This is a genomic window from Spongiimicrobium salis, assembly GCF_043678055.1.
Taxonomy (GTDB): domain Bacteria; phylum Bacteroidota; class Bacteroidia; order Flavobacteriales; family Flavobacteriaceae; genus Spongiimicrobium; species Spongiimicrobium salis.
The window spans coordinates 1,960,317-1,975,584 of record NZ_JBHEQA010000001.1 but is presented as its reverse complement, the minus strand read 5'-3'; the positions used below and the strand labels follow the sequence as shown (position 1 = coordinate 1,975,584).

The window sequence follows — 15,268 nt, the reverse complement described above, 5'->3', positions numbered from 1 at the left end:
TTTATGGGTTGATGGTTAGTAATTCTTTTTGTGGTAATTCTTGGAATTCTATTTGGTCCAATACGGCTTTCATGGGTGCAATATGTTCAAAGTACTTCACCTTTAAGGAATCGGCCATAGGTTCTGCCGCCGGCAATTTCTCACGCAGCGGATCTACTTGTCTTCCATTTTTCCAAAAACGGTAGCATACATGGGGGCCTCCAGTATTTCCCGTCATCCCGATCCAACCGATTACATCGCCTTGCCGTACAAAATCGCCTTTTTTCACATTTTGCGCTTTCATATGAAGGTACTGCGTGCTGTAGGTGGCATTATGTCTGATCTTCACATATTTTCCATTACCTCCCCTGCGCGTGGATTCGGTTACCGTACCGTCGGCCGTAGCCAAGATCGGGGTGCCTATTCGGGCTGCATAGTCTGTTCCCTTATGCGGTCTCACCTTATAACCGTAATAGGCAATTCTTCGCTTTAGATTATAACGGGAAGACACTCTACTAAATTCAACAGGAGCCCTTAGGAATGTTCTTCTTAAGTTGTTGGCCTCATGGTCATAATAATCGGTAATATTCTTTAGGGAATCGGCAATAAACGGAAAAGCATAAACCGGTCGTCCGTTATGTTCAAAATAAGCCGATTGTATTCTTCCTGCACCCGCATAAATGCTGTCATTGATAAATTTCTCCTGATACACCACTTTAAATTTGTCCCCGCGCTGAAGCCTAAAAAAGTCAATGGTCCATGCGTAGATCTGCGAAAGATGATTGGTGATTTCATAATCGATTCCTTGTGCCAAAATAGCCTCCGATAGCGAACTTTCAATAACTCCAGAAGCTTCCCGAATTCTGTACTTCACTTCCTTACGCGCGGTATAGGCCCTAACGGAATCCCGCAAATCTATTACCGTATAATTGATGCGGTCATTTTGATAGATGAACAGTTCCGCATTGGCAGTGGTATCCTTAGACTTTAAAATGAGATAAGGCTTCCCAACATTAATTTTACGCACATCAAAGGTGTCTCTATATTTTTCGGAAATGGTCAATATTTTAGGGTAGTCTACTTTGTTTTCTGTCATTAATACCCCAAAACTATCCCCTTTTCGGACGGTGTCCCGTACTACCGTAAAATCATTGAGATTAAAACCAAATTCCTTTACTTCAATGGGTTTTTCTATAATGGCCTCTTCTTTTACTACTTCTGTATTCGCAGGTTTTTCTCCCTTGCATGAAACCAAAATCATTAGAATTACTATTGCGCCCCAGTACCTATGCATGCTAACGTATTACTTTTTTTCAGGATTAAAGATATGGTCTACCCACTGCTTTCCCCAATTATTTAACTCTTCATTTGAATATAGCTCTGGAAAAAATATGACTTTTTGAAAACTTGGTGGAAGAAATTCTTTCCAATTTGTTCCTCCAGTTGCATCTATCGGTGCTTTTTCCTTCCGCAAATATCTGTAAGCTGAGCCCATATGCATCAATGGCCAATTTACATTTGCATTTATATCTAAGGTCTTTAACGCTTCAACAAGCGATTTATTACCTCCATTTTTCTTAAGTTGTCGTTGGCATTTATGATAAATCGTATTTCCTTTGACTTGCTTGGCGATTCGAATCAATCTGGGGGTATACCGATATTCAAATTGCTTCAATGTCAGCGTCTTTTCCCCAGTTTTAAGGTCTGTAGCTCCTTTCTTCCAATAAATCTTCTCATAGAGCACTTCAATACTATGGGAAGCATCAAATTGATTCCTTTCGGAATGATGCACCAAGTGCTCTAGCGGTGTGGCATAAATCTCGATCATTCGGTATTGGGCCGACTGAAACCCGCTGGCGGGCAAAAGCGCCATTCGATACTGTAAAAATTGCTCCCGTTCCATGCCATTGATCATTACACTAAAGGATGAAATCAAGACGGTGTAGTAGCTATTGATCCGCTTTATTTTTTCGATAAAGAAATCTATATCTTCCGAACGGTCATCCACCAATTGTTTTTGTTCATGGAGGATCAGTTTAAAGTACAGCTCCGTAATCTGATGATACATGATGAAAATCTCTTCATCCGGAAAATGGGTTTTGGGAACCTGAATACTGAGCAGCGTATCCAAATGAATATAATCCCAATAGGTAAGGTAACGCTGATAGAGAAGGCCATCTAAATAAGAGCTTAAATCTTGACCTGAGTTTTTGTATTTTTCCTCAAGCTTGGAAATTTGGGATGCTAGATGCTCTTTTTTATCCATTCGATGCCTTTACTTCACTACAATTTTAAATTGGTTATTTAATGCGTTATATGCGTGTAAATCTGCTTTAATGGAACCAACGGCTAAATCTGCCTTAATACGGATGGGAATTTTATTTTCGTCATTGGAAACCCATAAGGATAAACTTTCCTTTTCTTTGAATACTCTTCCGGACTGCACGTAAGGCCTAAATTTTAAGCACTCCACTTTTCCAAATTTGGTTCTCAAAGTCTGTTTTCCCAAGTATTTCAATTTAAACTTAAAAATACCATCGTCATCATATAACATGTTCAGTTCAATAGATTCTCCTTCAACCAGGTCTTCACTTTTGAAATTATTCCTCAAATGATAAAAGGCAGAAATTAAATCCTGGATATCGTCCTGAATCGCAAAATTAAACTTTTTCTTGTTTTTTTTATCATTTAATATGGCTTCATCCTTACTATAATCAAAATTTATCTCTACATCTTTGGTATATCCTCCTTCATTTAATTTTCGAATAAATTTATAGGGCCTTCCATCTTTCTTTCCAAAGTAACTCTCATAAGTATCATCTACTTTAAAAAAAACTTTGGCCAATCCCGTTGTTTTTCCTTTTCCAACCACATGGTACACTGGCATGCCATTAATATTGTCCGATGTTACTTGAAGTGTAGCATAACTGGCATTTATCCACCCGTAATGGATTCGGAATTTTAACCACTCCCCAGCCTTAAAAGCAGACTTGGGTTTCTGGGCGCTCAAATTAAAGGCAACTATAAGTAAAAGAAGGGTGTAAAGTTTTTTCATAGTTATGCTTTTAAGATAAATGTACTAAAAGAGTCTCAAAGGTTTTAGAAGCTTACAATATCATAAACAAAATTTATTCCAAAGTATTGTATAAAAAAAGCCCAGTTAGACACTGGGCTTTCCTAAATAACCAACCAAACTTTAAATTATGAAAAACCAATACTTAAAGTCATAAGGGAACCACCCCTTATGGAGACAAATTTAAGGCATCCCTTTGGTACTATTTACGGGTTTAACGTTCTTTTACTAAAGTCTTAACAGTATTTTATGCTTCTAAGGATCAATTTAGTAAATCCTTAAGAAAAATAGATAAAATCTATAGTAAAGATGAAGTTCAAAAATTAATATCTATAGTTTAATTTGATAAGGCATAGGGAATATCTATAAGGTTCCACGGGATTCCTGTTCTCTTTCAATAGCTTCAAAGAGTGCTTTGAAATTTCCCTTGCCAAAGGACTTTGCACCTTTTCTCTGGATAATTTCAAAGAACATGGTAGGCCTATCCAAAACGGGTTTCGTGAAAATTTGCAATAAATACCCTTCCTCATCACGGTCAATTAAAATTCCCAATTCCCTTAGTGGCTCTAGGTCTTCATCGATTTCCCCAACCCTGTCCAGCACATCTTCATAGTAGGAGGAGGGTACTGTCAGAAATTCCACTCCTCGATTCCTTAGTGCCGTAACCGTATCAATAATATTATCTGTGGCTAGGGCCATATGCTGTACTCCGGCCCCATTATAGAAATCGATATACTCCTCAATTTGTGATTTTTTCCTCCCATCTGCGGGTTCATTGATCGGGAATTTTATACGCCCATTCCCATTGCTCATTACCTTACTCATAAGTGCGGTATATTCCGTAGAGATATCCTTATCATCAAAAGAGACCAACTGTGCAAAGCCCATGATTTTTTCGTAGAAATTACACCATTTGTTCATTTCGTTCCAGCCTACGTTCCCCACAATGTGATCAATATATTTGAGGCCTACATTTTCTGGTTTATAGTAAGGGTTCCACGCTTTAAATCCGGGCATAAAAACACCCTGATACTTCCTGCGCTCTACAAAAACATGGATGGTTTCTCCGTAAGTGCGTATGGCCGACATGCGAACCTCTCCTTCTTCATCTTCAATGGATTTGGGCTCAAAATACGATTCCGCTCCTCGTTTTGTGGTTTCTTCATAGCTCTTTGTGGCATCGTCTACCCAAAGGGCAATTACTTTAACTCCGTCGCCATGCATTTCAATGTGCTTGTTGATCTCTCCTCCTTCTGTCAAGGGGGATGTCAGCATTAAGCGTATTTTATCTTGTTTCAATACATAAGACACTTTGTCTTTTTGTCCTGTCTCCAAGCCCGCATAGGCCAATGGTTGAAATCCCCAAGCGGACATATAATAATGTGCCGCTTGCTTGGCATTTCCCACATATAATTCTATGTAATCCGTGCCCAATAAAGGTAAAAAGTCCTCAGCTTCTATATTTTCTTTAGGTAATTGTAATGACGTATTATCTAGTAATGACATGATGTTATTTTTTTAATGAATCAATAGGTAAAATGGTTCCGTTCCCCTGAAGTGGGTGGGAAGGTGTTTACCACATTGCCCTTAGGTGGGGCGTTATATCGATTCTATAGGACAACATCTTTCTTTGTATACTACAAATATCGGAAAAAAAATATATCAAATTCTTTTAAATCGATTAAAACCAATATCCTATGCTAAAAAACAAACGACCATTGCTTAGCTCGGGAGACCAGGAATAGATGACTTGCATGGGACCTATAAAGGATTCCCAGCCATAACCTGCTCCAAAACCCGAAAAGTCGGGAGCATCAAACCATTCACCCGTCCTAAATATATCATCGGCCACATTGGCGAAATTGGCTGCAAAAAGCAAATGATTTTTAGGAAGAAACTCATAGTCCAAACGCGCATAACCTTTTACAAAACTATTTCCGGGCAGGCTCAGAAAATCATATCCTAAAAAAGGGGTGAAATTATTGGCCAAGTTTCCGCCGTATCCTCCTAGAATAAAATCAAAAGAAGTTACCCCGGATGTTCCCAGCTTAAAGCCTCCTTCGGTTTCCAGGTTTAAGGAAAGGTTCCTGAACAAGGGAAAAGCAGCGCCCAAACGCGCTTTACTTACGGAGAACTCCTTAAAATTCTCCCTAAAATCCGATGAGAGTATGAAAAAATGAAAATCCCCATCAAAGTAAAGGCCCTTGGTAGGGAAATATTTATCGTCATAGGTATCTAGCTTTAGCTGCCCATAAGCACTGTAATAGGCACTTCTATCAAAAAAGGTTCTTCCATTTTCACGAAGGAAACCAGGTGCCGCTTGATTATTGGGAAGGTTCCCAAAAGTTCTAGTGCTGTATTTTACAAATCTATGCTCCACTCCAAGTGTAAGGGCAAATTCCTCTTGCCATACGCTCTGGATATAGAATTGATTGGTTAGTTCGGTGACATCCAGATTAATTGCGTTTACTGTAATATCATCGGATACCGGAAAGTTAGATCGAATAACGTTTAGATCCACTTCCTCCTCAAATTCATCAAACTTGGAATTAAACCCAAAACTCCAATACGATCCTTTATCCACATAATACTCCAAGTTGTATCGTACATTGTCCCCCAAAATAAAATCAAAGGAAGCAACATCATCATTCATTAAAAAATTCTTTTTGGTCAGGTTGATCAATGCAGCACTCTTATACAGATCATCGTAATGCGCGCCCATCCGAATAAAGGTTTTATTTGGTTTTTCCTTCAGTTTCAAGATAAGATCCACACTATCCCCATTAGCCGCCAATTTATAGCGTATGGTCTTAAAATTTCCTGTGGCCGACAAGTTCCCTATTCCTTTCTGTATTTTGTCGAAGGTGGTTCTTTCATTCAGGGCAAACCTCAGTTTTCCTTTTACGTATCCCCGGGTATAATTATCATTCCCCTTCAAAATCAATCGGCCTATGGTGATGGAATCTTTGGGCATTATTGGGTTTACTTTTATCTTTTCCCTTTTCTGTTGTTGTGCAATGGCCTTCAGAGATTCTGAAACCTCCTGTGCAGCGAGCTCACCGCTTTCAATAATGGCGCTTTTTTTATCAAAATCTATCACCGAAAAATCTTCGATATCGGGTCTTATGTAAATGTCGGTCTGTTTGGATTTCTCCTTCATGTCTTCCACAGTCCTATAATTATTGATCTGCAACAAGATTTCCGTAGCCGATTGTAAGGCTTCACGCCTTGAAAGACCATGCTGTACATCGACCCCGATGATAATATCGGCCCCCATTTTTCGCACCTCTTGTATGGGATAGTTATTGACTACTCCGCCATCGATCAAAATAGCGCCATTGAGTTCGGATGGTTCAAATAAAGTAGGTAAGGTACCACTTGCCATAATTGCTTCGGGGAGATAGCCCCGATCCAATAGCACTTCGTCCCCAGTTTCCACATTGGTGGCAATACAAAAAAATGGAATGGGCAATTGGCTAAAATCCTCTACATCCTTCACATGGAAGAGCAAGCGCACCAATTCATTATAGATATTTTGTCCACTTGAAATTGCCGAGGGAAAGGATATTTTGAAATTATTGAAGGGTAGGGCAAGGGCATAGCGTTCCGAATCATCCTTTTCATAAAAGGTTTTGGCATCCCTTGGGAAATTATCACGGATCAAGGTCGTAAAATCCGTATTTCTAAAAATAGAATCCAGCTCTTGACCCGAATAGCCCGAAGCATATAATGCCCCCACGATTGCTCCCATACTAGTCCCTCCCACATAATCGATCTGCACTCCTGCCTCTTCCAGTACTTTAATGGCACCAATATGGGCAAGTCCTTTAGCACCTCCTCCACTTAAAACCAACCCTACTTTAGCCTCTTCTTGGGCAAAGGCTATGGCTACTCCAAAGTAAAGTAGCACCACAAATACGAGTTGTTTTCTATAATCCATAGTCTATTTTAATGGAAGGTTTCATAGATTTTCTTTGCCTTTGACATTCCTACGGCCTTTGCCAAACTCTCTATAGACGCTTCTTTGATACGCTTCACAGATTTAAAACTTTTCAAAAGATCTTGGGCGGTTTTTTCTCCAACCCCATTAATATTTTCCAATTCCGAGTTGATTGCCGCTTTGCTGCGCTTATTTCGGTGAAAGGTGATTCCAAACCGGTGCGCCTCATTGCGCAGTTGCTGGATGATCTTTAAACTCTCGGATTTCTTATCCAAATATAAGGGTATGGGGTCATCGGGGAAGTAAATTTCTTCCAAACGCTTGGCAATGCCTATAATGGCTATTTTTCCTCTTAGATTCAGCTGGTCCAGACTTTTAAGTGCTGAAGACAATTGTCCTTTACCTCCATCGATGACAATGAGCTGGGGCAGCGACTCTCCTTCTTCCTGCAATCGTTTATAACGCCTATAGACCACTTCTTCCATAGAAGCAAAATCATCCGGACCTTCAACTGTTTTAATATTAAAATGGCGGTAGTCTTTTTTGGAAGGTTTTCCGTTCTTAAAAACAACACAAGCGGCCACAGGGTTACTTCCCTGAATATTGGAATTATCAAAACACTCAATATGTCTTGGCTCCTCTGAGAGTCGGATATCCAATTTCATTTGTGCCATAATTCTATTGGTATGTCTATCGGGGTCCGTGATCTTTACTTGCTTAAAACGTTCCTGTCTAAAAAATTTCGCATTGCGTTCGGACAGTTCCAATATCTTTTTCTTATCGCCCAATTTAGGGGTGGTCACCTTTAAATGTGGTGCTACTGTAACCTCAAAGGGCACAAAGATTTCCTTGGATAGGGATAGGAAACGTTGTCTAATTTCAATGATCGCCAATTGCAGCAACTCCTTATCGGTCTCATCTAATTTCTTCTTGATCTCCATGGTATGGGATCGTACGATTGATCCGTGGGACAGCTGTAAAAAATTCACATAGGCATAACTATCATCCGAAATAATGGAAAAAACATCTACATTGCTAATTTTAGGATTAACGATAGTGGATTTCACCTGATAATTCTCCAACACTTCTATTTTATCCTTCACCCGTTGTGCTTCTTCAAAACGCATTTCCTGCGCAAGGGACTTCATTTCCTTTTTGAAATAATGAATAGAGGATTTAAAATTCCCTTTGACAATTTGCCGGATATCGTCAATTTGCCTGTGATATTCCTCTTCGGTCTGTAAGTTCTCGCAAGGCCCTTTGCAATTGCCTAAATGATATTCTAGACAGACCTTATATTTCCCGGCATTAATTTTTTCATGGGAAAGATCGTAATTACAAGTTCGTAAGGGGTACACACTTTTAATAAGGTCTAGTAAAATACGGACCGTCTTCATACTGGTATAAGGGCCATAATATTCAGATCCATCTTTTATGATCCTTCTGGTAGGGAAAATTCTGGGGAAACGTTCTTTTTTGATACATATCCAAGGATAGGACTTATCATCCTTAAGCAATACATTGTAGCGAGGTTGGTATTTTTTGATCAGGTTGTTTTCCAATAAGAGTGCATCCGATTCGGTGGGCACCACAATGTGTTTTATATTTAGAATCTTTTTTACCATCACACGGGTCTTGCCATACTCGTGCTTCTTGGTGAAATAGGAAGAAACTCTTTTCTTAAGATTCTTTGCCTTACCGACATACAGGATCTTATCCTCCGCATCATAAAATTGATATACGCCGGGGCTATTCGGCAAGGTACTTAGTTGTACTTCTATCGGTAGTGCTGACATGTATTTTTTAAGGCTGATCTAAATTCTTTCTCTACAAAGTTAAATTAATGCCTTTTTCTGAAAGTACACAATGTTCTTTCCTTTTTAACGGCATTTATCCTTTACATTCTTTACTCCGCTAAAAAAGGCTTTTGTTTCCCCATTTGGAAGTACCTACTACTTCAAATTGTTAACGAACATGGAGTATTTTCTATTTATCTCAAGTATTTATATAATTCTTAGCATTTTTTTTAAAAAAATAGACGTATTTTTGTGTAACCTGCAATATTTTAAGTATAATTGTGGCCGGTTTGCTGAATCCTACACAAAAAGCAACGTTATTCGCATTAGTATTCCTATGTGAATATATCTGTAATTTATACGGGCCGTCATACGTAAATGCTTACATATTTTATCGCAATCTGTGTTAAATTTGTGCATTTCACCGATGATTCTGTGCATTTTATAGGTTTTAACGATTTTTTTATTTAAATTTAACCATCAAAATTTGTGATTACATGGACGGCTACCTCATAACTCTCGGAACCTACTTGGTACTAATGCTTTTTTTCAAAATCTATTTTTCTGCAGTCTCAAAGGAATAATTTTATCCTCTTCAGATTGATTTCCCCCTCATTCTGTCAACGCTTATGTTGAAAAAAGAACTTCGGAAAAAGTATAGTGCGCTTCGTAAGAATATACCTCCAGAACAAATATCCTCACATAGTATTGCCATTGCCAATAGGGCTTTGAAGTGTCCTATCTGGACCTATGAATACTATCATATTTACCTTCCGATTGAAGAAAAAACTGAAGTTGACACCTCGTATCTTTTGTCTATTTTACAAGGGAAAGATAAAAATATCGTTCTTCCCAAAATGGAACAAAACAGGAGTCTTACCAATTATTTATTGACCGATAACACCATACTTAAAAAGAATTCCTGGAATGTTCCCGAACCTCAAAACGGATTGCAAGTTCCTTCAACGACAATTGATCTTGTTTTTATGCCGCTCTTGGCTTTTGACGAGCAGGGGAACCGCGTAGGTTATGGAAAAGGGTTCTACGACACCTTTCTAAAAAGTTGCAAGCCCCAAGTACTTAAGGTAGGTCTTTCCTTTTTTGAAGCAGAGTCGCAGATTGCCGATGTGCTTCCCACAGATATTCCCATGGATTATTGTGTGACTCCTACTAAGATCTATAAATTTTCCTGAGTTTCTTTCGTCTTGACCGTTTTTCCAAACGCTTTTTTATTGAACACCAGTAGGATTCCTACCCCAGTACTTATCGCCATATCGGCAATATTAAATACAGGATCAAAAAAACTAAATTGCCTCCCGCCAAAATACGGCACCCAATCTGGCCAAATGGTATCTATCATTGGAAAATGCAACATATCCACTACTTTTCCATAAAACAAGCCTCCATAGGGTTCATCAGAGAACAAAGTAGCTACCTGGCCATTGCTATGATCAAAAATTACCCCATAAAATACAGAATCAATAATATTTCCCAGAGCACCTGCAAAAATCAAAGACACGGATAAAATCAATATTTTAGAAGAATGTTTGCGTATGGTATCATATAGCCAATATCCGATTCCCACAATGGCAAAAAGCCGAAATACGGTAAGAATCAGTTTCCCGGTATTTTCAGAAATGGGTAAAAAGTCACTTAATTTTGTACCCCAAGCCGCTCCGGAATTTTCAATAAAAAGAATTTTAAACCAACTGAAGACCTCTATTTGTTCCCTATACTCAAAATGGGTCTTTATATAGATTTTACTAAGTTGGTCAATAACCAATACGATTGCCACAATGAGCAATGACTTTCTTAAGTTCATTCTTTAGGATATAGATTTCACAAAAATAGCCATATTATTCCGTTTTTTTTACCGTGATATCCCCCGTTGTCGATCGGAGCAAGAAATGATGATCATTCTCTGGAATGTTTTCCTTTAGCACATTGCCATACTTGGAAACGGCATTGATTTTAGCGGCAGGACTCCGTACGATAATAGCACCACTTTGGGTCGTTATCTTTACATTTTCCTTTACCTTGTTCAATACACATTTTCCATCATTTAGCGCAATCTCCAAATTTTCATACCATCCCTGCACATCTACATTACTACTCGTCCCAAAAAGATGAACACGACTAAATTCCGGAATAGTCAACTTTAGCGCAATGGATATCACCTTGTGGGCACTCAATTTATCATTCGGATTTATGAAATTGGGACGGAAACCAGCACTAACGATCATGGTGCTTCCTTCTTGCTTTACATTAAGCTCCAAGTCTTTTTGATATTCCCCATCGATAACTGCCTCTGCAATGAGTTCATCATTCCCGGAAGTTGTCATAACAACCTCAAAGCAATTGTTGGCGTCTATTTGTATGGAAGTAATGGTGGTATTTACAACTGACTTTTTTACTATTTTTTGGGCACACAAAAAATGGCTGGATAGGAGCACCAACATATATATGGCCATCTTCATTGGAAACTATCCATAGATCAATATATCAGTTGTTTACAGACCCATATAGGTCCGAACAAAACTAGAATGGGAATTTTTAACAGTAAGTTCTTTACTTCTGCATGTTCTTAGCCTCAATACTTAAGGTAGCATGGGGAACCAATTTTAGTCGCTCTTTATTGATCAGCTTGCCTGTTACCCTACAAATGCCATAGGTCTTATTTTCAATACGAAGTACGGCATTCTTCAAATCCCGAATAAATTTTTCCTGGCGTATGGCCAACTGGGTATTTGCTTCCTTGCTCATGGTTTCCGACCCTTCCTCAAAGGCCTTAAAGGTTGGGGAAGTATCATCCGTACCATTATTACCGTCGTTCATATAAGAACTCTTAAGCAATTCTAAGTGACTTTTTGCTTTTTCAATTTTTTCTTCGATCAAAACTCTGAATTCTTCCAAATCCTTGTCAGAGTAACGTACTTTTAAATCTTGTGCCATTCTTTTAGTGTTTTTGTATAAACAATTTCGTTTTTATTTCATCAAAGGCAATTTCGGTGCCTTTATCCATATGTTCTTCAAAACTTAGTTCTGAGGTCAAGGTCTCCGTCTTAATATAATCCATATTGGTTTCCACAGCCTTTTCTACAAAACCATCTTTTAAAATTGTGATATCTATTTTATCAGTCACCTCAAAACCAGATTCTTTACGAATATTTTGAATTCTATTGATCAATTCCCTTGCCACGCCCTCTTTTCTGAGCGCCTCATTGATCGTTACATCCAAAGCTACCGTTAAAGGTCCTGCACTAGCCACCAACCAGCCTTCGATATCTTGTGAAGAAATCTCCACATCTTGTAGCTGTAAAATAATATTTTTATTTTCTATTTCAAGGGTTAATTCGCCCAATTGCTCTATTTTTTGGATATCATCCTGTTCCAATTTACCAATAGCAGCGGCAATCAACTTCATATCTCTTCCAAATTTTGGTCCCAAAACCTTAAAATTTGGTTTGATCTGCTTCACCAAAATTCCTGAGGCATCGCCTAGCAATTGGATCTCTTTGACATTGACCTCCGACTTGATCAAATCTGCCACAGCCATGATTTCTGCTTCCTGCTTCGCATCCATAACAGGGATCATTATTTTTTGAAGGGGTTGGCGCACTTTTATCTTTTCTTTCTGTCGTATGGATAATACTAAAGAAGAAATGGTCTGCGCTTTTTCCATCTTGCTCTCCAATTCCTTATTGACCAATGCTTCCTTATATTCCGGAAAGTTGGCCAAATGAACACTTTCAAAACTTTCCGTTTCCGTAGCTGCTATCAAATCCCTATATAGGCGATCCATAAAAAAAGGTGCTACTGGAGCGGATAGTTTTGCTACGGTCAGTAAACAAGTATATAACGTTTGATATGCCGATATCTTGTCCTGTTCATAATCTCCTTTCCAAAAACGTCTTCTACACAAGCGCACATACCAATTACTTAGATTTTCCTGTACATAATCGGAGATAAACCTGGTGGCCCGTGTAGGCTCATAATCGGCATAGGCCTCATCTACTTTTTTAATCAAACTATGTAGTTCGGATAAGATCCACTGATCTATTTCCGGACGTTGCTCCATTGGAATATCCGCTTCCTTATATTGAAATCCGTCAATATTGGCATATAGGGCAAAGAAAGAATAGGTATTGTACAAGGTTCCAAAAAACTTGCGTTTCACCTCAACAATCCCATCGACATCAAACTTAAGGTTATCCCAAGGATTTGCATTGGAAATCATATACCAGCGCGTTGCATCTGCCCCATGGGTGTCCATAGTTTCAAAAGGATCTACTCCATTCCCCAAACGTTTGGACATCTTTTTGCCTTCTTTGTCCAAGACAAGACCATTTGAAACCACATTTTTGTACGATACTGTATCAAACACCATGGTTGCAATTGCATGTAAGGTATAGAACCATCCTCTGGTCTGGTCTACACCCTCTGCAATAAAATCGGCAGGAAAGGAAGCACCTTCATCGATCAGTGCTTTATTTTCAAAAGGGTAATGCCATTGTGCATAGGGCATGGAACCACTATCAAACCAGACATCAATAAGATCGCTTTCCCTTTTCATAGGCTTACCGGAAGGAGAAACCAAGGTAATCTGATCTACAATATTCTTATGCAAATCAATTTTATCATAGTTGGATTCACTCATATCGCCTACCACAAAATCTGCAAAAATATCTTGTTTTAGCACACCCGCTTCCACTGCCTTGGCCATTTGCTCCTTCAGTTCTGCTACAGAACCTATCATAAGTTCTTCCTTACCATCTTCAGTTCTCCAAATGGGCAAAGGCACTCCCCAATATCGAGATCGGGACAGATTCCAATCATTGGCATTGGCCAACCAGTTGCCAAAACGGCCTTCTCCAGTAGCCTTAGGCTTCCAGTTAATGGTCTGGTTCAAAGCAAACATTCTATCTTTTACATTGGTCACCTTAATGAACCAAGAATCCAAAGGATAGTATAAAATAGGTTTGTCCGTACGCCAGCAATTGGGATAACTGTGTACATATTTTTCCACCTTAAAAGCTTTGTTCTCTTCTTTGAGTTTAATGGCAATTTCCACATCTATAGAGCGTTCGGGCGCTTCCCCATCGGCATAATAGGCGTTCTTTACATACTTCCCTCCAAATTCCTTAAGCTCGGGTCTAAATTTACCCTGAAGATCTACAAGAGGAACGGGGTTGCCATTTTCATCCAACACCAGTAAGGGTGGCACCTCGGGTTTTGCCTGTTTGGCCACAAAGGCATCATCTGCCCCAAACGTAGGCGCGGTATGTACAATTCCGGTACCATCTTCTGTAGTCACAAAATCCCCTACGATCACTCGGAAAGCGTGCTCAGAATGCTGATACGGCAATACATAGTCGATCAGCTGTTCATATCTCGCCTCCAACAATTCGTTTCCTTTGATTTCTCCGACGATCAAATACGGTATCTTTTTCTGATCTGAAGTATAGGAGGCTATATCCTCTGGGGTTTCAGCAGCTATAAATTTACCTCCAAATTGTTTTCCTACCAGGTTTTTCGCCAATACCACACAAGTAGGCTCAAAAGTATATTGATTAAAGGTCCTCACCAATACATAATCAATATTGGGACCTACGGTCAGTGCCGTATTACTGGGCAATGTCCAAGGTGTAGTGGTCCATGCCAAAAAATATACTTCTTCGGAAATTTGATCAAAGACTGCCGGAAGCGTCTCTTTTATCGCCTTAAATTGGGCGGTCACGGTTGTATCGGTAACATCTTGATATGTTCCAGGTTGATTTAATTCGTGCGAACTCAATCCCGTTCCTGCTTTTGGGGAATAGGGCTGAATGGTATATCCTTTATAGATAAGTCCTTTATCGTAAATCTGTTTTAGCAACCACCAGACAGATTCCATATATTTGGGTTTATAGGTAATATAGGGATCTTCCATATCTACCCAATAGCCCGTTTTTTCGGTCATTTCATTCCATACATCCGTATAGCGCATCACTGCTTTTTTACAAGCTGCATTATACTCCTCTACCGATATCTTTGTTCCAATATCATCTTTGGTGATTCCCAATTCCTTTTCTACTCCAAGCTCAATAGGCAATCCATGGGTATCCCAACCTGCTTTTCGTTTCACCTGAAAGCCCTTCATGGTCTTATATCGCGGAAAGATATCCTTAATGGTCCTTGCCATGACATGATGTATTCCAGGCATTCCATTTGCCGAAGGAGGGCCTTCAAAAAAGACAAAACTCTCTTTGCCTTCCCTATTGGTGACACTTTTTTCAAAAATTTGATGCTGCTTCCAGTATTCCTGCAAGTCTTGTGCAACTTTTGGTAAATCTAAACCCTTATATTCTGAAAATTTCATAATAACTACTTCAAATGCCACAAATTAAGGCTGCAAAATTATGAATTTTGATTGAATTTAAGGCAGTTCCATACGAAGGAAATACGCATTTCAATACTTCAAAATAATTTGCCTTATATCCT

General features: G+C 39.0%; 11 protein-coding genes. 1 reads left to right on the top strand and 10 read right to left on the bottom strand.

Annotated elements, in window-relative coordinates; all coding sequences use genetic code 11:
* Nucleotide 1: 1 nt before the first annotated feature.
* The 6 genes from ACEXOE_RS08640 to uvrC form a co-directional block, all read right to left on the bottom strand.
* The gene (locus ACEXOE_RS08640) at nucleotides 2-1,273 is read right to left on the bottom strand and encodes a M23 family metallopeptidase (RefSeq protein ID WP_394748342.1); all 1,272 of its coding nucleotides are present in this window, start codon (nucleotides 1,271-1,273) and stop codon (nucleotides 2-4) included.
* Nucleotides 1,274-1,282: 9 nt separating this feature from the next.
* Entirely contained in the window at nucleotides 1,283-2,245 is a 963-nt protein-coding gene (locus ACEXOE_RS08635; RefSeq protein ID WP_394748341.1) for a tryptophan 2,3-dioxygenase family protein, read from the bottom strand.
* 9 nt (nucleotides 2,246-2,254) lie between these two features.
* Nucleotides 2,255-3,034, bottom strand: a complete 780-nt coding sequence (locus tag ACEXOE_RS08630; protein ID WP_394748340.1) for a DUF3108 domain-containing protein — start codon at nucleotides 3,032-3,034, stop codon at nucleotides 2,255-2,257.
* Nucleotides 3,035-3,415: 381 nt separating this feature from the next.
* A complete protein-coding gene (hppD, locus tag ACEXOE_RS08625; RefSeq protein WP_394748339.1) occupies nucleotides 3,416-4,558 on the bottom strand; it encodes a 4-hydroxyphenylpyruvate dioxygenase in 1,143 nt (380 codons plus the stop codon).
* A 175-nt stretch (nucleotides 4,559-4,733) separates the two neighbouring features.
* A complete protein-coding gene (locus ACEXOE_RS08620) occupies nucleotides 4,734-6,992 on the bottom strand; it encodes a patatin-like phospholipase family protein (RefSeq protein WP_394748338.1) in 2,259 nt (752 codons plus the stop codon).
* A gap of 8 nt (nucleotides 6,993-7,000) precedes the next feature.
* Nucleotides 7,001-8,788 (bottom strand): excinuclease ABC subunit UvrC, encoded by a 1,788-nt coding sequence (gene uvrC / locus ACEXOE_RS08615; protein ID WP_394748337.1) that lies wholly within the window; start codon nucleotides 8,786-8,788, stop codon nucleotides 7,001-7,003.
* 629 nt (nucleotides 8,789-9,417) lie between these two features.
* Here uvrC and ACEXOE_RS08610 point away from each other — a divergent pair.
* Entirely contained in the window at nucleotides 9,418-9,981 is a 564-nt protein-coding gene (locus ACEXOE_RS08610) for a 5-formyltetrahydrofolate cyclo-ligase (RefSeq protein ID WP_394748336.1), read from the top strand.
* Here the strand turns inward: ACEXOE_RS08610 and ACEXOE_RS08605 are convergent.
* The 4 genes from ACEXOE_RS08605 to ileS all read right to left on the bottom strand — a co-directional run bounded on the left by ACEXOE_RS08605 (nucleotide 9,966) and on the right by ileS (nucleotide 15,146).
* Nucleotides 9,966-10,610 carry a lipoprotein signal peptidase gene (locus tag ACEXOE_RS08605; protein WP_394748335.1) on the bottom strand — a complete coding sequence of 215 codons (645 nt, stop codon included), beginning with the start codon at nucleotides 10,608-10,610 and terminating at the stop codon, nucleotides 9,966-9,968. The genes ACEXOE_RS08610 and ACEXOE_RS08605 overlap by 16 nt on opposite strands.
* Before the next feature lie 34 nt (nucleotides 10,611-10,644).
* Nucleotides 10,645-11,265 carry a hypothetical protein gene (locus ACEXOE_RS08600; RefSeq protein ID WP_394748334.1) on the bottom strand — a complete coding sequence of 207 codons (621 nt, stop codon included), beginning with the start codon at nucleotides 11,263-11,265 and terminating at the stop codon, nucleotides 10,645-10,647.
* 91 nt (nucleotides 11,266-11,356) lie between these two features.
* A complete protein-coding gene (locus ACEXOE_RS08595) occupies nucleotides 11,357-11,740 on the bottom strand; it encodes a TraR/DksA family transcriptional regulator (RefSeq protein WP_394748333.1) in 384 nt (127 codons plus the stop codon).
* A gap of 4 nt (nucleotides 11,741-11,744) precedes the next feature.
* Nucleotides 11,745-15,146, bottom strand: a complete 3,402-nt coding sequence (gene ileS, locus ACEXOE_RS08590; RefSeq protein WP_394748332.1) for an isoleucine--tRNA ligase — start codon at nucleotides 15,144-15,146, stop codon at nucleotides 11,745-11,747.
* Between the last annotated feature and the right edge of the window lie 122 nt (nucleotides 15,147-15,268).

Coding starts and splice junctions, on each gene's coding strand:
- ACEXOE_RS08640 (WP_394748342.1), bottom strand. CDS start 1,273: ATGCATAGGTACTGGGGCGCAATAGTAATTCTAATGATTTTGGTTTCA.
- ACEXOE_RS08635 (WP_394748341.1), bottom strand. CDS start 2,245: ATGGATAAAAAAGAGCATCTAGCATCCCAAATTTCCAAGCTTGAGGAA.
- ACEXOE_RS08630 (WP_394748340.1), bottom strand. CDS start 3,034: ATGAAAAAACTTTACACCCTTCTTTTACTTATAGTTGCCTTTAATTTG.
- hppD (WP_394748339.1), bottom strand. CDS start 4,558: ATGTCATTACTAGATAATACGTCATTACAATTACCTAAAGAAAATATA.
- ACEXOE_RS08620 (WP_394748338.1), bottom strand. CDS start 6,992: ATGGATTATAGAAAACAACTCGTATTTGTGGTGCTACTTTACTTTGGA.
- uvrC (WP_394748337.1), bottom strand. CDS start 8,788: ATGTCAGCACTACCGATAGAAGTACAACTAAGTACCTTGCCGAATAGC.
- ACEXOE_RS08610 (WP_394748336.1), top strand. CDS start 9,418: ATGTTGAAAAAAGAACTTCGGAAAAAGTATAGTGCGCTTCGTAAGAAT.
- ACEXOE_RS08605 (WP_394748335.1), bottom strand. CDS start 10,610: ATGAACTTAAGAAAGTCATTGCTCATTGTGGCAATCGTATTGGTTATT.
- ACEXOE_RS08600 (WP_394748334.1), bottom strand. CDS start 11,265: ATGAAGATGGCCATATATATGTTGGTGCTCCTATCCAGCCATTTTTTG.
- ACEXOE_RS08595 (WP_394748333.1), bottom strand. CDS start 11,740: ATGGCACAAGATTTAAAAGTACGTTACTCTGACAAGGATTTGGAAGAA.
- ileS (WP_394748332.1), bottom strand. CDS start 15,146: ATGAAATTTTCAGAATATAAGGGTTTAGATTTACCAAAAGTTGCACAA.